The sequence below is a fragment of the Parazoarcus communis genome (assembly GCF_003111665.1).
In the GTDB taxonomy this organism is placed as follows: domain Bacteria; phylum Pseudomonadota; class Gammaproteobacteria; order Burkholderiales; family Rhodocyclaceae; genus Parazoarcus; species Parazoarcus communis_B.
The window spans coordinates 1,808,931-1,827,404 of the sequence record NZ_CP022188.1; the positions used below are offsets into that span (position 1 = coordinate 1,808,931).

17 protein-coding genes are annotated in these 18,474 nt (G+C 64.8%); 16 read left to right on the plus strand and 1 reads right to left on the minus strand.

Annotation, left to right across the window (positions count from 1 at the left end; genetic code table 11):
- Window positions 1-7: 7 nt before the first annotated feature.
- Complete coding sequence (locus CEW87_RS08230) at window positions 8-601, minus strand: helix-turn-helix domain-containing protein (protein WP_108972248.1); 594 nt, start codon at window positions 599-601, stop codon at window positions 8-10.
- 150 nt (window positions 602-751) lie between these two features.
- On the opposite strand from CEW87_RS08230, the gene purU reads away from it, so the two are divergent.
- The 16 genes from purU (at window position 752) to CEW87_RS08310 (ending at window position 18,468) form a co-directional block, all read left to right on the plus strand.
- A complete protein-coding gene (gene purU, locus CEW87_RS08235) occupies window positions 752-1,612 on the plus strand; it encodes a formyltetrahydrofolate deformylase (RefSeq protein WP_108972249.1) in 861 nt (286 codons plus the stop codon).
- 9 nt (window positions 1,613-1,621) lie between these two features.
- Complete coding sequence (locus CEW87_RS08240; RefSeq protein WP_108972250.1) at window positions 1,622-2,863, plus strand: FAD-dependent oxidoreductase; 1,242 nt, start codon at window positions 1,622-1,624, stop codon at window positions 2,861-2,863.
- A 12-nt stretch (window positions 2,864-2,875) separates the two neighbouring features.
- Window positions 2,876-3,133, plus strand: a complete 258-nt coding sequence (locus CEW87_RS08245; RefSeq protein WP_108950337.1) for a sarcosine oxidase subunit delta — start codon at window positions 2,876-2,878, stop codon at window positions 3,131-3,133.
- Window positions 3,133-6,033 (plus strand): 2Fe-2S iron-sulfur cluster-binding protein, encoded by a 2,901-nt coding sequence (locus tag CEW87_RS08250; RefSeq protein ID WP_108972251.1) that lies wholly within the window; start codon window positions 3,133-3,135, stop codon window positions 6,031-6,033. The genes CEW87_RS08245 and CEW87_RS08250 overlap by 1 nt, the downstream gene beginning before the upstream one ends.
- Window positions 6,030-6,638: a hypothetical protein gene (locus CEW87_RS08255; RefSeq protein WP_108972252.1), complete on the plus strand. Its 609-nt coding sequence runs from the start codon at window positions 6,030-6,032 to the stop codon at window positions 6,636-6,638. The genes CEW87_RS08250 and CEW87_RS08255 overlap by 4 nt, the downstream gene beginning before the upstream one ends.
- A gap of 33 nt (window positions 6,639-6,671) precedes the next feature.
- Window positions 6,672-8,006 carry a type III glutamate--ammonia ligase gene (gene glnT / locus CEW87_RS08260; RefSeq protein ID WP_108972253.1) on the plus strand — a complete coding sequence of 445 codons (1,335 nt, stop codon included), beginning with the start codon at window positions 6,672-6,674 and terminating at the stop codon, window positions 8,004-8,006.
- Window positions 8,007-8,048: 42 nt separating this feature from the next.
- Complete coding sequence (locus tag CEW87_RS08265; RefSeq protein WP_108950341.1) at window positions 8,049-8,957, plus strand: class II glutamine amidotransferase; 909 nt, start codon at window positions 8,049-8,051, stop codon at window positions 8,955-8,957.
- Window positions 8,945-9,634, plus strand: coding sequence for a protein glxC (locus tag CEW87_RS08270; protein ID WP_108972254.1), 690 nt, complete (start codon window positions 8,945-8,947; stop codon window positions 9,632-9,634). The genes CEW87_RS08265 and CEW87_RS08270 overlap by 13 nt, the downstream gene beginning before the upstream one ends.
- Before the next feature lie 24 nt (window positions 9,635-9,658).
- Window positions 9,659-11,020 carry an FMN-binding glutamate synthase family protein gene (locus tag CEW87_RS08275; protein WP_108972255.1) on the plus strand — a complete coding sequence of 454 codons (1,362 nt, stop codon included), beginning with the start codon at window positions 9,659-9,661 and terminating at the stop codon, window positions 11,018-11,020.
- A gap of 92 nt (window positions 11,021-11,112) precedes the next feature.
- Window positions 11,113-12,018, plus strand: coding sequence for a bifunctional methylenetetrahydrofolate dehydrogenase/methenyltetrahydrofolate cyclohydrolase FolD (folD, locus tag CEW87_RS08280; RefSeq protein WP_108972256.1), 906 nt, complete (start codon window positions 11,113-11,115; stop codon window positions 12,016-12,018).
- A gap of 1 nt (window position 12,019) precedes the next feature.
- Window positions 12,020-12,415: a dihydroneopterin aldolase gene (gene folB, locus CEW87_RS08285; protein WP_108972257.1), complete on the plus strand. Its 396-nt coding sequence runs from the start codon at window positions 12,020-12,022 to the stop codon at window positions 12,413-12,415.
- 281 nt (window positions 12,416-12,696) lie between these two features.
- Window positions 12,697-14,394 (plus strand): APC family permease, encoded by a 1,698-nt coding sequence (locus tag CEW87_RS08290; protein ID WP_108972258.1) that lies wholly within the window; start codon window positions 12,697-12,699, stop codon window positions 14,392-14,394.
- Window positions 14,395-14,405: 11 nt separating this feature from the next.
- A complete protein-coding gene (locus tag CEW87_RS08295) occupies window positions 14,406-14,987 on the plus strand; it encodes a dimethylamine monooxygenase subunit DmmA family protein (protein ID WP_108972259.1) in 582 nt (193 codons plus the stop codon).
- A complete protein-coding gene (locus tag CEW87_RS08300; protein ID WP_108972260.1) occupies window positions 14,984-15,934 on the plus strand; it encodes a PDR/VanB family oxidoreductase in 951 nt (316 codons plus the stop codon). The genes CEW87_RS08295 and CEW87_RS08300 overlap by 4 nt, the downstream gene beginning before the upstream one ends.
- A gap of 31 nt (window positions 15,935-15,965) precedes the next feature.
- Window positions 15,966-17,042 (plus strand): heme-dependent oxidative N-demethylase family protein, encoded by a 1,077-nt coding sequence (locus CEW87_RS08305; protein WP_108972261.1) that lies wholly within the window; start codon window positions 15,966-15,968, stop codon window positions 17,040-17,042.
- 43 nt (window positions 17,043-17,085) lie between these two features.
- The gene (locus CEW87_RS08310) at window positions 17,086-18,468 is read left to right on the plus strand and encodes an acyl-CoA dehydrogenase family protein (RefSeq protein WP_108972262.1); all 1,383 of its coding nucleotides are present in this window, start codon (window positions 17,086-17,088) and stop codon (window positions 18,466-18,468) included.
- Window positions 18,469-18,474: the final 6 nt, after the last annotated feature.

The following is an 18,474-nucleotide window of genomic DNA, read 5'->3' on the forward strand; positions in this document are numbered from 1 at the left end:
TTCAGGGTCAGGCCGGGTTCGGGTACATCAGGATGCTCAGAAAGCGGATCGGGCACTGGATCATTTTTTCCGGCCCATGCGGAACCTCGCCATCGAAGGTGAGGGCGTCGCCCGGGTTGAGCACATAGGTGTGCTGGCCATGACGGTATTCGATGCTGCCCTCGAGCATGTAGATGAACTCGGTGCCCGGGTGCTCGAAGATCGGAAAGGTTTCGGATTCGTGATCAATCGTGATCAGGAAGGGTTCGAAGGTCTTTGTCGGCCCCTGGCCGTAAGACAGCAAATGGTAGGTGTGGCCACGCTTCGTGCCGCGCCGCACCACTTCCATGCCGTCGCCCTTCGGCACCAGCTGGGCGCTGCCGGACGGAACGTCATAGCTCTTGAACAGCGTGGCGAGTGAAACACCCAGCGCCTGCGCAAGGCGGGACAGGGTTTCCAGGCTGGTCGCAGTCTGGGCGTTCTCGATCTTGGACAGCATGCCGCGGCTGATGTTGGCGAGCGTGGCGACGTCGGCAATCGTGAGTCCGTGCTTGAGCCGGATCTCGCGCAGCGTGTTGCCCAGATAGCGCTCGAGACTCCCCGTCGAGGTCGACTCGGACATGTTTTCTCCTTTGAAAAACAGGCGTTTCGAGAATTATTGCATAAGGTCCGGAAACTCGGGTTTCCTGTAAAGAAATAAAGTTGACTTAGAAAATGCTGCTGTGCAGAATGTGAATCATTAGTTCGTCACATGAAACTTCAGAGGCCTTGCATGTCACCACCGCGTCGCTACACCTTGTCGCTTTCCTGCCCGGATCGGGTGGGGGTCGTCGCCGCTGTCAGCAGCTTTCTCGCCGGCCACGAGGGCTGGATCACCGAGGCGAACCACCACGCGGACGTGGACGGCAAGCGCTTCTTCATGCGCCAGGAGATCCTGGCCGACTCGCTGCCCTTCGACATCGATGTGCTGCGCGAGAAGTTCGCGCCGATCGCCCGTGAGTTCGACATGGACTGGAAGATCAGCGACAGCGCGCGCAAGAAGCGCGTGGTGGTGATGGTGAGCAAGCAGGAGCACTGCCTGTACGACCTGCTGTCGCGCTGGCATGCCGATGAGCTGAACATCGAGATCCCGTGCGTGATCTCCAACCACGAGACCTTCCGCGGGCTGGTGGAGTGGCACGGCATTCCCTTCCATCACGTGCCGGTCACGCCCGAGACCAAGGCCGAGGCCTATGCCAGTGTGGAGGACCTGTACCGCGAGGCGCGGGGCGACGTGATGGTGCTGGCGCGCTACATGCAGATCCTGTCGCCGGGGCTGTGCGAGCGCTACCCGGGCCAGATCATCAACATCCACCACAGCTTCCTGCCCAGCTTCGTCGGCGCCAAGCCCTACCACCAGGCCTATGTGCGCGGGGTGAAGCTGATCGGCGCGACCTGCCACTACGTGACCTCGGAGCTCGATCAGGGCCCGATCATCGAGCAGGACGTGATCCGCATCGACCACTCGGACGCACCGGAAGATCTGGTGCGCTACGGCAAGGACATCGAGAAAGCGGTCCTCGCCCGCGGCCTGCGCTACCACCTGGAAGACCGGGTGCTGGTGCATGGCAATAAAACCGTCGTTTTCCGCTAAGGAACAGCCATGCCCTGGCGTCTATTGCGCTTCGCCCTGAACAAGAAGCATCCGGAGCCCCGGATGTTCACCACCCACGACAAGCTCAAGTCGAGCTACGACGTCGTGATCATCGGTGCCGGCGGTCACGGCCTCGCCGCGGCCTACTACCTGGCCACCGAGCACGGCATCAAGAACGTGTGCGTGCTCGAGAAGGGCTATATCGGCGGTGGCAACACCGGCCGCAACACCACCATCATCCGCTCCAACTACCTCACGCCCGAGGGCGTGAAGTTCTACGACGAGTCGGTGAACCTGTGGCAGGACCTGTCGCGCGACTTCGACCTCAACCTGTTCTACGCCAATCGCGGCCACTTCACGCTGGCGCACACGGATTCGGCGCTGCGCACCATGCGCTGGCGTGCCGAGGTCAACAAGCACTACGGCGTCGATTCCGAAGTGGTCGGGCCGGAAGCGGTGAAAGAAGCTGCGCCGATGATCGACCTCTCGTGCGCCGGTCATTCGCCCATCCTCGGTGCGCTCTATCACGCACCGGGTTCGGTTGCGCGTCACGACGCGGTGGCCTGGGGTTACGGCCGCGGTGCCGACCAGCGCGGGGTGGAAATCCACCAGCAGACCGAAGTGCTCGGCATCGATGTGCAGGGCGGAAAGGTGAAGGGGGTCAACACCTCGCGCGGCTACATCTCCACCAACAAGGTGCTGTGTGCGGTCGCCGGTTCGACCCCGCGCATCCTGAAGATGGTCGACGTGCGTACACCGATCTACATCCATCCGCTGCAGGCCATGGTCAGCGAGCCGGTCAAGCCCTGGCTCGATCCGATCCTGGTGTCCGGCAGCCTGCACGTGTACATCAGCCAGTCGGCACGCGGCGAACTGGTGATGGGCGCCTCGCTCGATCCGTACGAGTTGCACGCGACGCGCTCGACGCTGGACTTCGTCGAGGGCCTCACCTCGCACATGCTCGACATGTTCCCCTTCATGTCCAACGTGAAGGTGATGCGGCAGTGGGCCGGCATGGCCGACATGACGCCGGACTTCGCGCCAATCATGGGCAAGACGCCGGTGGAAGGCTTCTACCTCGATTCGGGCTGGGGCACCTGGGGCTTCAAGGCGACGCCGGTGTGCGGCAAGACCATGGCCCACACCCTCGTCAATGACACGCCGCACCCCCTGATCACCGGCTTCTCCCTCGACCGCTTCAGCAACTACGCGCTGACCGGTGAAAAGGGTGCGGCTTCGGTCGGCCACTAAAGGAATCACGCCATGAAGATCATGACCTGTCCCCTGAACGGCCCGCGCCCGGTCTCCGAGTTCTTTTACTGGGGCGAAGTGCGCCCGATGCCGGACCCCGACGCCTGCACGGACGTCGAGTGGGCCGACTACGTATTCAACCGCAACGGCGCCCCCGGCGTGAAGCGCGAGTGGTGGTGCCACACCCCGAGCAACACCTGGTTCATCGCCGAGCGCGACACCGAGAAGGACATCGTGCTCAAGACCTACTTCTATCAGGGAGATGCGTGATGCGATTGCCCGCCACCAGCGGCGAGTGGATTGACCGCTCCGCACCCATCGAATTCAAGTTTGAAGGCCGCACCTACACCGGCTACGCCGGCGACACGGTGAGCTCTGCCCTGTGGGGCGCGGATGTCCGCGTGCTCGGCCGCAGCTTCAAGTATCACCGCCCGCGTGGCGTGCTCTCGCTCGCCAACCACGACACCAACGCGCTGCATCAGTGGGGCGACCAGCCCAACGTGCGTGCCGACGTGGTGCCGCTGCAGGCCGGCATGGATCTCACCGCGGTCAACACCTTCGGCGGCCTCGACGGCGACAAGGGTCGGGTACTTGGCCGCTTTGCCCGCTTCCTGCCGGTGGGCTTCTACTACAAGGCCTTTCATACCAAGCGTCTGTTCCCGATGTGGGAGCGCATGTTCCGTGCGATGACCGGCCTGGGCAAGGTCGATCTCAACAGTCCCACCCGTCGTACCCCCAAGGCTTACGATTTCTGCGACGTGCTGGTGATCGGTGCCGGCCCCTCCGGTCTGTCCGCTGCGCTCGCCGCCGCTGCCCAGGGTGCTGAGGTCGTGGTGGTGGATGAGAACGCACGCGCAGGCGGCAGTGCCGGCTATCAGATCGGCAACGATCCGGCGCGGGTCGAGCTCCTCACCGGCCTGATGGCCCAAGTGTCTGCCAACCCGAGGATCCGGGTGCTTACCAGCACCTATGCGGCGGGCTACTACAAGGACCACTGGCTGCCCCTGGTCAGCGCCGAGCGCATGCTCAAGATGCGCGCCGGCAGCGTGGTGGTGGCCAGCGGCGGTTTCGAACAGCCGGCGGTGTTCCGCTACAACGACTTGCCCGGGATCATGCTGGCTTCGGCGGCGCAGCGCCTGATGCATCGTTACGGGGTCAAGCCGATGCAGCGTGCGGTGGTGCTGACGGCCAACGCCGACGGCTACCGTGCGGCACTCGATCTGCTGGCGCGTGGCGTGGCCGTGGCGGCCGTGGTCGATCTGCGTGCGGATGCGGGCATGGCGGCTCCGCTGGCGCAGCAGTTGCGCGATGCCAAGGTCGAGGTGCTGATGTCGAGCTGCGTCGTCGAGGCGGTGCCGGGTGCAGATGGTGCGAGCGTGGCCGCAGCGCGCGTCGGCGCGGTGCAGGCGGACGGCTCGCCTGCCGCCAGCCTGCGTGACATCGCCTGTGACGGCATCCTGATGAGTGTGGGCTGGGCGCCGGCTGCCAACCTGCTGTATCAGGCTGGCACCAGGATGCGCTTCGACCGCGCGGTCGAGCAGTTCGTACCCGATGTGCTGCCCGACGGCGTGTTCGCCTGCGGCCGCGTCAACGGTGTGCATGAGCTCTCGCGGCGCATGGCCGATGGCACCCGTGCCGGCAGTCACGCCGCAGCGGCTGCAGGCTTCGGCGAGGCCGTCGGCAGCGCGCTTGCGCCGGAAGTGGAATCGCCCAGCCATCCGTGGCCGATCGTGGCCCACCCCGAGGGCAAGAACTTCGTCGATTTCGACGAGGACCTGCAGCTCAAGGATTTCCACAACGCGGTGCAGGAAGGCTTCGACAACATCGAGCTGCTCAAGCGTTACTCCACCGTGGGCATGGGCCCCAGCCAGGGCAAGCACTCCAACATGAACGGCCTGCGCATTCTGGCCCGGCTCTCGGGCAAGGAGCCGCAGCAGGTCGGCACCACGACGGCGCGTCCCTTCTACCACCCGGTACCGATGGCGATCCTGGCCGGACGCGGCTTCAACCCCGAGCGCCGCACCCCGCTGCACTCGCGCCATGATGCGCTGGGCGCGAAGTGGATGCCGGCCGGCGTGTGGCAGCGTCCCGAGTTCTACCAGGTGGCAGGCAAGGCAAGGCTGGACTGCATTCGCGAAGAGGTCGCAGCCGTGCGTGGCGGCCTTGGCCTGATCGATGTCGGCACGCTGGGCAAGCTCGAAGTGATCGGGCCGCAGGCCGCCGAGTTCCTTGAGCGCGTCTATACCTCCAACTACGCCAACCTCAAGGTCGGCATGACCCGCTACGCGGTGATGTGCGACGAGTCGGGTGTGGTCATCGACGACGGTGTGGTCGCACGACTGGCAGAGGACCACTTCTACTTCACCACTACGACCTCGGGTGCGGCGACGATCTACCGCGAACTGTCGCGCCTCAACACGATGTGGGGGCTGGATTGCGGCATCGTCAATCACACCGGCGCCTTTGCTGCGATGAACCTGGCCGGTCCGCGCTCCCGCGAGGTGCTGGCCACACTGACCACGACCGATCTCTCGGCCGCTGCCTTCCCCTACCTCGCGGTACGTGAATGCACCGTGGCCGACATCCCCGCCCGGCTGATGCGGGTGGGCTTCGTCGGCGAATGGGGCTACGAGATTCACGTTCCGGCGCGCTTCGGCGGCGCGTTGTGGGATGCGCTGATGGCGGCTGGCGCTGCGCATGGTGTTCGCCCCTTCGGTGTCGAAGCCCAGCGTCTGCTGCGGCTGGAGAAGGGCCACATCATCATCGGCCAGGATACCGACGGCCTCACCACGCCGCTCGAAGTCGGCATGGGCTGGGCGGTGAAGATGGCCAAGCCCTTCTTCGTCGGTCAGCGCAGCCTCAAGGCCATCGCCTCGAAGAAGCTGAAGCAGCAGCTGGCAGGCTTCACGCTGCCGCCGGGCTACAGCGGTGGCGTGCCGCTGGAATGCAACCTGGTCATCGCCGACGGCGACATCGCCGGTCGCGTCACCAGCATTGCCTGGAGCGCGGCCCTTGGTCGCCACATCGGACTGGTTTTCCTGCGTCCTGACCTCGCCACCGTGGGCACCAAGGTCAGCGTCCGCCTGACCGACGGCAGCATGGTCGAGGTCGAGGTCAGCGCAACCCCGTTCTACGACCCTGAAAACATGAAGCAGAAGGAGGCGGTATGAGTCAGGCGCTAGCAAGCAGCCCGGTGGCGGAGATCGTTGCCGAACTGCTGACCGACGTAGCGCGGCAGGCCGAGGCCGCCGCAGTCCTTGGCATTGCCGATGTGTCGCTGGATGTGCGCTGTGGCTGCAAGGGCCCCGGCACCATCGCCTGGCTCGACAGCCTGGCGGTGCCGGTGCCCGAGAAGCCCAATACCTGGCTGCCGCTGGGCGAGGGCGGACGCATCGCACGTCTGGGAATGACGGAGTTTCTGGTCGAGGGCGACGCGGCCGTGGTCGAGCGCCTCACCACGACGCCGCGGGCCGCCGGTGTGTATCCGGTGCAGCACGAAGATGCCGCGCTGATCCTCGGCGGCGAACGGGTGAATGAATTGCTGCGCCAGACCTGCAACGTGAACTTCGCCGCGCTCAAGCCCGCCGACCGTCCGGTGGTGCTCACCAGTCTGGTCGGCGTCGGCGTGACGGTGCTCCCGGAGCAGAGCGCAAAGGGACTGATTTACCGCATCTGGTGTGACGGCAGCTATGGCCGGTATCTGTTTGAAACGCTTCACGACATCGCGCACGAGCTCGGTGGCGGCACGGTATTACCCCAGCATCTATACGCATAACCCAATCCCAACATTCCTATCCGGAGAGTGTCAATGACGCCCATCGAAGCCAAGCAGTTCCTCGCCGACAACAAGGTCAAGTACATCCTGGCCCAGTTTGTCGATATTCACGGCACTGCCAAGACCAAGTCCGTTCCTGTCTCCCATTTCGACGAGAACATCACCAACGGCGCCGGCTTTGCCGGCTTCGCGGTGACGGGTCTGGGTATCGAACCCAACGGCCCCGACTTCATGGCGGTGGGCGACCTCGACACCCTGTCGCTGGTGCCCTGGCAGCCGGGCTATGCCCGCATCGCCTGCGACGGCCACGTCAAGCGCGAACCCTGGCCGCTGGATACCCGTGTGGTGCTGAAGAATCAGATCAAGCGCCTCGATGCCAAGGGCTATACCTTCTTCACCGGGCTCGAGCCGGAGTTCTCACTGCTCAAGAAGGATGCCGCGGGCAACATCATCCCGACCGATCCGACCGACACCCTGCCCAAGCCCTGTTACGACTACAAGGGTCTGTCGCGCAATCGCGAGTTCCTCGAAAAACTGGTCGAGAGCCTGCGCGAGGTCGATGTTGACGTCTATCAGATCGACCACGAGGACGCCAACGGCCAGTTCGAGATCAACTACACCTACGCCGACTGCCTGACCTCGGCCGACCACTATCTGCTGTTCAAGATGGCGGCCTCCGAGATCGCCAACGACCTCGGCATGATCTGCTCCTTCATGCCCAAGCCCTTCGCCAACCGGCCGGGCAACGGCATGCACATCCACATGTCGATCGGTGACAAGGAAGGCAACGCCAACCTGTTCGCCGACAAGACCGACAAGTACGGCCTCGGGCTGTCGAAGCTGGCCTACCAGTTCCTCGCCGGCATCCTCGCTCACGCCCCGGCGCTGGCCGCGATCTGCGCGCCCACGGTCAACTCCTACAAGCGTCTGGTGGTGGGTCGTTCGCTGACCGGCGCCACCTGGGCACCGGCCTACATCAGCTACGGCGACAACAACCGTTCGTCGATGGTGCGTATCCCCGGCGGCCGTCTCGAACTGCGCCTGCCGGACGGCGCCTGCAACCCCTATCTGGCCACTGCAGCGGTGATCGCCGCCGGCCTGGATGGCATCGAGCGCAACCTCGACCCGGGTGAGCCGCACAACCAGAACCTGTACGAGATGAGCCCGGCGCAGCTGAAGGAAGCCGGGATCGGCATCCTGCCGCAGAACCTGCATGAAGCGCTGATCGCACTCGAGCAGGACACCGTGCTGTGCAAGGCACTCGGCCCCGTGGCCGACGAATTCCTGCGCCTCAAGCACATGGAGTGGGTGGAATACATGCGTCACGTGTCGGACTGGGAAGTCAAAAACTACCTCGAATTCTTCTGATTCGGCCTGACGCAAAAAGATTGGAAACAAGGAGAAGCAAACATGTGTGGAATCGTCGGATTGCTGGTCAAGACACCGGCATTGCGTGAAAGACTGGGCGAGTTGATGGTCCCGATGCTGATCGGCATGACCGAGCGCGGACCCGACTCGGCCGGCCTCGCGGTATTCGGCCAGCCCTTGCCCGAGAGCGAGCGCAAGATCAGCCTGTATTCCGGCCTCACCGAAGACGGCGCGGACTTCAACTGGCTCGGCCTCAGTCACGAACTGAAGTCGCACCTGGGTGTGAGCGCCCAGGTCGAGGCCAAGGGCAACCATGCGGTCCTCAGCTTCGGCCTCGCGCCGGAGGTGGTGAAGCGCTGGGTGAAGGAGCATTACCCCAAGCTGCACATCCTCTCGACCGGTCGCAGCATCGACCTGTACAAGGACATCGGCACGCCGGCTGAAGTCGCTGCGCGCTACGGTTTTGCCGGTCTCAAGGGTTCGCACCTGGTCGGTCACACGCGGATGGCGACCGAATCGGCAGTGACCCCGGATCGCGCCCACCCTTTCACCGCAGGCGAGGATTTCTGCCTGGTGCATAACGGCTCGCTGTCGAACCCCAACGGCATCCGCCGCATGCTGGAGCCGCGCGGTATCAGCTTCGAGACCGACAACGACACCGAGGCTGCGTGCCGCTTTCTGGAATGGCGCCTGCGCGAAGGCGACGACCTCGAAACCGCGCTGCAGAAGGGCTTCGAGGAGCTCGACGGCTTCTACACCTTCCTCATGGGCACCCCGGACAAGCTCGCGCTGATCCGCGATCCCTTTGCCTGCAAGCCCGCCGTCGTGGCGGAAACCGATGACTACGTGGCCATTGCCTCCGAATTCCGTTCGCTGGCCCACCTGCCGGGCGTGAAGCACGCCCATGTGTTTGAACCTGCGCCCGAGGAGATGTACGTATGGAACGCCTGACTTTCGATCTCGCCACCACTTCGCTGCGGGAGCTCAACACCTTCCTGCACACGGATGCCAAGGAAGGCAAGGTGGAGGCGGTTACCGTCGTCAATCCGGACGGCGCCCACAACATCGCAGTCGGGCTCGACTGCCCGATCAACGTCGAGGTGGTCGGCCACGCCGGCTACTACGCGGGCGGCATGAACAAGTCGGCCACCATCACCATTAACGGCAGCGCCGGTACCGGTGTGGGCGAGAACATGATGAGCGGCAAGGTGCACGTGAAGGGCTTTGCCTCGAACGGCGCCGGCGCCTCCGCCCAGGGCGGACTGCTGGTGATCGAAGGCGATGCCGGGCTGCGCTGCGGCATCTCGCTCAAGGGCGGCAACATCGTGGTTGGCGGCTCGGTCGGCAGCTTCTCGGCCTTCATGGCCCAGGCCGGCACCATGGTGATCTGCGGCGACGCGGGCGACGCGCTCGGCGACTCGCTGTACGAGGCGGTGCTGTACGTGAAGGGCTCGGTGAAATCGCTCGGCGCCGATGCGCAGTACGAGCCGATGACCGACGCCGACATCGCCACCGTGGCCGGCATGCTGGACAAGGCTGGCCTGGATCACGACCCCAAGGCATTCAAGCGGATCGCCTCGCAGCGTTCCCTCTACCACTGGAACGCTGACGCGAACCAGGAATATTGAGCAGGAATCAAGAGGAGCTCGATGATGGAAACCAAACCCGTGCATTTCAAGAACGTATCGCGCGAAGAGTCCCACGGCTACGACCGCAAGACGCTCGACTACATCCGCAACGCTGCCGCCCATGGTCTGTACGAGATCCGTGGCATGGGCGCCAAGCGCAAGCTGCCCAACTTCGACGACCTGGTCTTCCTCGGTGCGTCGATGTCGCGTTACCCGCTCGAAGGCTATCGCGAAAAGTGTGTCACCAAGACCCTGCTCGGCACCCGCTTTGCCAAGAAGCCGATCGAACTCGACATCCCGATCACGATCGCCGGCATGAGCTTCGGCTCGCTCTCGGCCAACGTGAAGGAAGCGCTCGGCCGAGCGGCGACCGAGATGGGCACCTCCACCACCACCGGTGATGGCGGCATGACGTCCGAAGAGCGCCAGTCTTCCAAGACCCTGATCTATCAGTGCCTGCCGTCGCGTTACGGCTTCAACCCGGACGACGTGCGTCGCGCCGATGCGATCGAAGTGGTGATCGGGCAGGGCGCCAAGCCCGGCGGTGGCGGCATGCTGCTGGGGCAGAAAGTGTCCCCGCGTGTGGCCAAGATGCGCACCCTGCCGGAAGGCATCGACCAGCGTTCGGCCTGCCGTCACCCGGACTGGACCGGTCCGGACGATCTCGCGATCAAGATCCAGGAACTGCGCGAGATCACCGACTGGGAGAAGCCGATCTATGTGAAGGTGGGCGCGACCCGTACCTTCCACGACGTCAAGCTGGCAGTGCATTCCGGTGCCGACGTGATCGTGGTTGACGGCATGCAGGGCGGCACCGCTGCCACCCAGACCTGCTTCATCGAACACATCGGCATCCCGACCCTGGCTGCAGTGCGTCAGGCGGTGAATGCGCTCGAAGACCTCGACATGATCGGCAAGGTTCAGCTGGTGGTGTCCGGCGGCATCCGCACCGGTGCCGACGTCGCCAAGGCGCTGGCCATGGGCGCGGACGCAGTGGCCATCGGTCAGGGCGTGCTGGTTGCGCTGGGCTGTAACGGCGAGACCTACTATCAGAATGGCGCCCTGCATGGTGCCGAAGCCGACTACACCGCCATTGGTGCAGCACCCGGCTTCTGCCATCACTGCCACACCGGCAAGTGCCCGGTTGGCATCACCACGCAGGATGCGATTCTTGAGCAGCGCCTGTCGCCGGAAGTTGGCGCCAAGCACCTCAGGAACTACCTCAAGACCCTGAACATGGAACTCACCACCATCGCCCGGGCTTGCGGCAAGCAGAACGTGCATCACCTCGAACGCGAGGACCTGGTTGCCCTCACCATCGAGGCGGCCGCCATGGCCGGTCTGCCGCTGGCTGGCACCAACTGGATTCCGGGTCAGGGCTTCTGATTCGCGCATTTCCGCCATCGCCTCGATGAGGCGATATCGGGCCGGTCCGGAGCTACCGGGCCGGCCCTTTTTTTCAGGGAGATTCGATCGCCATGACGGCACAGATCATCGACGGCAAGGCGCTGTCGAAGCAGCTTCGCGTGGGCTTTCGCGAGCGCGTGGGACGGCTGGTGGAGCAGGGCGTGCGCCCCGGGCTGGCGGTCATCCTGGTCGGGGACAACCCGGCCTCGCGGGTGTACGTGGGCAACAAGGTGAAGGCGTGCGAGGAGTGCGGCGTGCGTTCGCTGCACGTGGCGCTGCCGGCCGATACGCCGGAAGTGGAGATGCTGGCACGCATCGCCCAGCTCAACGCCGACCCGACGGTGCACGGCATCCTGATCCAGCTGCCGCTGCCCGGCCACATCGATGTGCGCCGGGTGCTCGAAGCGATCTCGGTGCACAAGGACGTCGACGGCTTTCATCTCTACAACGTCGGCGGGCTGGTGGTGGGCAACACCATCTTCCCGCCATGCACGCCCTACGGCGTGCAGCTGCTGCTCGACACCACCGGCACCGAGGTCGCGGGCAAGAACGTGGTGGTGGTGGGGGCGAGCAACATCGTGGGCAAGCCGATGGCGCTGATGCTGCTGCAGCGCGAAGCCACGGTGACGATCTGCCACGCGAAAACGCGCGATCTCGCTCAGCACACCATTCTGGCCGACATCCTGATCGTGGCCGCAGGCAAGCCGGGGCTGATCGTGCCGCAGATGGTCAAGCAAGGCGCCATCGTCATCGACGTCGGCATCAACCGCCTGCCGGACAACCGCATCGTCGGCGACGTGGACTTCGACGGGGTGAAGGAGAAAGCCTCGTGGATCACGCCGGTGCCCGGTGGCGTGGGGCCGATGACGGTGACCATGCTGATCGAGAACACGCTGCGCTCGGCCGAACGCAGCCTGCAGGCGACCCCCGCCGACGACTATCAGGACTGGGAAGCCCCGGTGCTGAAGGCGGTCTGAGATGGGCGCCGACGAGTGCGTGATCCGTCTCGAAGGGCTGGCGCTTGAAGCATCGATCGGCATCTACCCGCACGAACTGGCCGCGCGCCAGACCCTGCTGGTGGATCTGACCCTGTGCATCGACGGCGCCGCATCCGGGCGCAGCGACGACATCCGCCACACGGTGGATTACGACGAAGTGGTGGCGTGTCTCGAAGCTTTGATCGCGGCGCGCCACTTCAACCTGCTCGAACACCTGAGCCAGGTGATGCTCGACACCCTGGGCGAACGCTTCGCCATCCGGCGGCTGGAGGTAACGATCGCCAAGCCGGCGGCGGTGCCGGGCGCGCGCCGGGTATCGGTGAGCCGCATGGCGCAATGGCCGGCACAGGTGTCGGCCGTCAGGGCCGCGGCCTGATCTTGCTGCCGGCCCGCTGAGGCCTGCCCGCCCTGTGCGGGCAGGCGTCTTCCTTCCGTTCTTCCGCCCCGCAGCGGCCGCCCCTGCAGCTGCCTGTTTCGTCCATTTTCTGTCTGCATGTGTCGAGAGCGCCTGCCTCCACATGCGGACTTACTCCCCTGGCTTACTCCCCCGGGCTACTCCCAAAGTCGGATTGTGCGTCGCAGCACCAAAGCGGACATTGAAGGCCGTATCGCATTCAAGCGGTTTGCGATTTTGTTTCGACCTTCAGGAGAACTCGGATGAACACAACGGTGCTTGACCCGCTTGCCGCCGGTTTCGCAGGGGGCAGCCAGCAGAGCGCGACGCTCCACCGCAAGATCGGATGGGCGGGGGCGTTCTGGGTGGCCAGTGGCGTACCTGCCCTGGTGCTTTTTTCAATTGGCTCGATTGCCGCAACGGTGGGCAAGCCATCGTGGGCGATCTGGATCGTGTCGATCGCTTTCGGCTTTCTGCAGGCATTTTCCTATGCCGAGATCGCCGGCCTGTTTCCGCACAAGTCGGGCGGTGCGTCGGTGTATGGCGCCGTGGCCTGGGTGCGCTACAGCAAGATCCTCGCGCCGCTCTCGGTGTGGTGCAACTGGCTGGCCTGGTCGCCGGTGCTGGCCATCGGCTCCGGCCTGGCTGCGGGCTACATCCTGAGCATCCTGTTTGCACCCGATGCGGCGATCAACACCTGGCAACTCACGCTGCTGGATCTGAGCTGGATTCGTGCGGATCTGGCGCTGCGCATCAACGCCACCTTCGTGCTGGGCGCAGCGGTTCTGCTCGGCGCGTTTGCGATCCAGCACCGGGGCATCCTGCAGGCTGCACGGATGCAGATGGTGCTCGGCATTGCCGCACTCGCACCGCTGATGCTCGTCGGCCTGTGGCCGCTGCTCTCAGGTGATGTATCGACCGCCAATCTGGCGCCGATGTATCCGCTGGCCCATGACGCTTCCGGTGCGGTGATCGACGGTGCCTGGGACATGGGTGGCCTGACCCTGATCGCCGGTGGCCTTTTCATCGCCGCCTGGTCGACCTACGGCTTCGAGACGGCAGTGTGCTACACCCGCGAATTCAAGAACCCGCGCACCGATACCTTCAAGGCGATCCTGTATTCGGGTCTGCTGTGCATCTTCGTGTTCACCGTGGTGCCGCTTGCCTTCCAGGGCACGCTGGGCCTCGGTCAGCTGGTGACGCCGGAAGTGACCGATGCCGCCGGCAACGTGGTGAGCGCCGCCGTGTATGACGGAATCCTCGCGCCTGAGATCTACAGCGGCATGGGCGTTGCACAGGCCATGGCGCACATGATCGGTGGCGGTGCGATGGTCGAGCGCGTGCTGATGGCGATGCTGGTGCTGGCACTGGTGCTGTCGATCATGACCTCGATGGCGGGCTCCTCGCGCACCCTGTACCAGGCCTCGGTCGATGGCTGGCTGCCGAAGTACCTCTCCCACGTCAATCGCAACGGTGCGCCGACCCCGGCAATGTGGACCGACCTCGGCTTCAACCTGCTGCTGCTGATGATGTCGGACTACATCTTCGTCCTCGCCATCTCCAACGTCTGCTACGTCCTGTTCAACTTCCTCAACCTCAACGCCGCCTGGATTCACCGCCTCGACCGTCCGACCTGGACGCGTCCGTTCAAGGCACCGAACTGGCTGCTCGCAGTCGGCACCGTGCTGGCCTTCTGCAACATGGGGCTGATGGGCATCGGCGCCGACATCTGGGGCGCAGGCACGCTGGTGTCCGGCCTGGTGATGGCTGCGAGCATCGTGCCGGTCTTCATGTTCCGTCACTACATCACCGACAAGGGCAAGTTCCCTGCGGCGATGCTCGAAGACATGCACCTCGGCGCAGAGGAAGGCGTGCGCAGCCGGGCCGGCATCCTGCCCTACGTGACGCTTGCTGCCGGTGCCGCGGTGGTCTACATCGCCCACTCCGTGGCCGTGCTCTGAGGGTGGCGGACATGATGCAATCGCAGATTACAAGCCGTCCGCGCTATCGCGAGCTGGTGGCCGAAGACACTGCGGGTGCCCATCTGCTGATCGTGGAGGGCGACACCCTCACGCCCAGACAGATGGCCGCGCTTGCGGCGGCCTTTGCCCCGGTCGCGGAGCGCATGCAGACCTGGCTGGTGAGCGCACCGGCCACCGCGCTCGCACCCGGCAGGGTGCGCAAGCTGCAGACCGTCGAAGAGGCTGCTGCAACGCTCGAGCACATGGATGAAGGTTTCGGCATTGCCGACCGGCTCTACCTGCAGGGCACCGAGCCCTTCATGTGGATGCTGGCGGCGGCTGCGACCCGCGCCGGGCTGAGCCCGACCCAGATCCGCATGCAGCACGCCGGCAGTCTGAAGCGCCGGGTGTGGTGCACCCACTGTCACCAGACCACCGAGAACGTCACCACCAACATCGCGACCTGTGCCGGTTGCGGGCGTGAGCTGCTGGTTCGCGATCACTTCTCGCGCCGCCTCGGTGCCTTCATGGGCGTGATGGTGGATGCGGAAGCGCCCGGCGAAGTGCCGCAGCGCGAGGAGGTATTTCCATGATCGGCGAAACCCTCGAACTCACCGTCGTCGGCGTCGACGACATCGCACCCAGCCTGCGTCACGTGCGCCTGGCTGCGGCAGACGGCGGGCAGCTGCCGCCAGCTTCGGCCGGTGCCAACATCCAGCTGCGGCTGCAGGGTGAAGCGCGCACCTGGCGCAACGCGTACTCGCTGATCAGTCAGCCGGGTCGGCGCGATGTGTATGAAATCATCGTGCGCCGGGTGCCGGAATCGCGTGGCGGCTCCGCCTTCGTGCATGAAGTGCTCAAGCCGGGCGACCGCCTGGTTGCGAGCTGGCCGAGCAACCTGTTCGCGCCGCAGCGCACGGCACGTCATCACCTGATGATCGCCGGCGGTATCGGCATCACGCCCTTTCTGTCGTATGTCGCGGACTTTGCCCACAACGGCGCGAGCCATGCGCTGCACGTGTGCTGCCGCGAATCCGAGACCGCCACCTTCGCGCCCTGGCTGCAGGATTGCGGCGACCTGAACTACTACTGGGACGCCGACGGTCATCGTCTGGACATCCCGGCACTGCTCGCACAGCAGCCCGCAGGGACCCACCTGTATGTGTGCGGCCCCGCTGCACTGAACGACCAGGTCATTCAGGCCGCAGCCGATGCAGGCTGGCCTGCCAGCCATGTGCATTGCGAGCACTTCGGTGCCGCGCTGTCGGGCGGCACGCCCTTCACCGCCTTCCTCAGCCGCTCCGGCATCGAGGTCGAGGTGGGCGAGAGCGAAAGCCTGCTCGAAGCCATCGAGCGTATCGGGGCGAGCGCGCCCTGCCTGTGTCGTGGTGGCGCCTGCGGCGTGTGCGTCACCGGCGTGCTCGAGGGCGAGCCGGAGCATCGCGACCACTATCTCGGCGCGGACGAGCGTGAGGGCGGACAACTGATCATGCCCTGCGTGTCGCGGGCACGCTCGGCCCGTCTCGTCCTCGATCTTTGAACCCATACAACCCAATCAGCCGGAGGCAATCATGAGCCTGGTATTCAAGCCCGAAGAAACCTTCCGCGGCGACTACACCTACCGCAACAGCGATGCAGCCATCCTGCGCTTCCCGTTTCCGTTTCCGGAAGACCGCTACATGTACAGCGTCAACATCGAGCCCCATGTCCGCAGTGGCCCGACCGACGTTTTTCACCGCCCCTTCGATATCGACGAGCACTACGTTGCCGAGTGCCGCGACCGTGCGCTGACGCTGGAGCAGGACCCCGGCCGCTGTCAGGCGCTGCCGCACATGATGACGGCGCAGTGGGACACGCTCGAGCTGCTGATGGAGAACATGGCAGCGGACTATCCGGAGCAGTTCTCGCTGACCAAGGAAGGCGACGTGTTCGGCAGCCGCTGGACCTGGATCAACCGCCCGCTGGGTATCGAGCAGAGCTTCATTTTCGGCGACCCCGACACGCTGCCCTGCGAGCCCTTCGAATACATCACCCGTCAGGCCCAAGGTGACTTCGCGATCTGCGATCAGCGCGAGGACAACCTCTACCTCGACGCCGGCATGGTCACCTCGCAGGCCGACTGGTCGCTGGCGTTCAACGTCGGCATGAACTTCATGGAGTGGCACGGTCCGGTGCCGCTCGCGCATCAGGCCGGCGTGTTCGAGCGTGCGCTCAAGTATCTGCTCATGCTGCGCCTCGGCCAGCCGGTGCGTCGCCTGAACTGGACCATGAGCATCAATCCGCGACTCGACACTTCGCCCGAGAGTTACCCGGAGTGGGGCCCGGACCGCGCCTCGGTCACCGTTGAGAACGCCGGCGGCAAGGTGCACCTGCGGGTCGAACTGCAGACCCTGTGGCGCCTGCCGCGCAGCAACGCAATCCTGTTCCCGATCCGCTGCTTCCTGATCTCGGTCGAAGAGCTGGCGCGTGTGCCCAAGTGGGGCAAGCGCCTGCACCGGGTGCTGTCTTCGCTGCCGCCCGAACTGGTCGAGTACAAGGGCCTGACCCGTTACCTGCCGGCCACGCTGGCCTGGCTAGCACCGCTCGATGACGGCGCCGAGCTTGCCACCGGCATCGGCCCGGACATCACCGAACTCGCACCCCTTTGATCCGACTTCAGCCCATTCATCACTTTCCACAAAGGACACTGACATGAACGCCATCAATGAACTCGCCCCCACCGGTATCAGCTCGGAATGGAGCCCGCAGTGGATGCTCAGCCCCGAACAGCTGGCCCTGCAGGCCGAACTGATCGCCGTGTGCATGAGCACCATGCGCCCGAACGCGATCGAGAGCGACAAGAAGTACATCTACCCGCGCAAGAACTTCGAGGCGCTCGCGGCCATGGGGCTGCTGGGCCTGACCGTGCCGAAGGAGCTGGGTGGCCGGGGCGAGAGCCACCTGTGCGCCGCCATGGTGGTCGAGACCATTGCCCGCTACGGCTGCCCCTCCACCGCAATGTGCTACACCATGCACCTCGGCGCATGTGCCGCCGCGCTGCTGCGCCACCACGACAACGAACGCCTCAAGGCCATCCTGAAGCGCGTCGACAAGGACGTGCTGATCGGCACCCTGTCCTTCTCCGACCCGGAGACCGGCTCGCACTTCTGGTATCCGATGTCGTCGCGTGCCGAGCGCACCGAGAACGGCTGGAAGGTCTTCAAGAAGGCATCCTGGACCACCTCCGGCGGCTTCGCCGACTGGTACATCATCCAGACCACCTCGCCTGACTTCGGCGGCAATTACTCCGACCTGTCCTGCTTCCTGGTGACCAAGGACCAGATCCAGGCCGACCCCGCCAACTGGGATGGCCTGGGCATGCGCGGCAACCAGTCCGGCCCGATCTCGGTCGATGGGGTTGATATCGCCCCCGATGCGCTGGTCGGCCCGGTCGGCGACGGCGCCAAGTCCAACGACGAGGTGGTCGACCCCTTCTTCCTGGTGTGCTCGTCCGCATGCTGGAACGGCATCAGCCTGGCCGCCATGGACATCGCCAAGAACCACACCACGCGCAAGGTGCACAACGACGTCGGCATGCGCGTCGCCGACTACCCGACGATCCAGGACTACGTGGGCGAATGCCTGATCGACACCAATGCAAGCCGCAGCTATGTCTATCTGGCCGCCAAGGCGCTTGACGATCAGACCGGTGGCTGCGACTGGTCCGGCCATGCCGACGTTACTTACCTGCCGCGCACCGGCCTGCTGAACTGGCTGTGGCAGGTCAAGTTCTTCTCCTCCAAGAACGTCTCCAACGTGGTCGACAAGATGCTCCACGCCTGCGGTGGCACCGGTTACAAGCCGGCACTGGGCATCGAGCGCCTGCTGCGTGACGGCAAGGCGGGCTGGGTGATGGGCCCCACCAACGAGGTGCTGCGCCAGTTCGTCGGCAAGTCGGCGCTGCTCGGTTTTGAGGTGCTCGACTACTGGAATCAGTCGGTGAATCAGCGCGTGCTGAACAACGAACTGAAGAAGATGAGCAAACCGGAAAAGGCTGCGTTCGCCGCCAAGCTGCTCGAAGACGCTCAGGCCTGAGCCAAC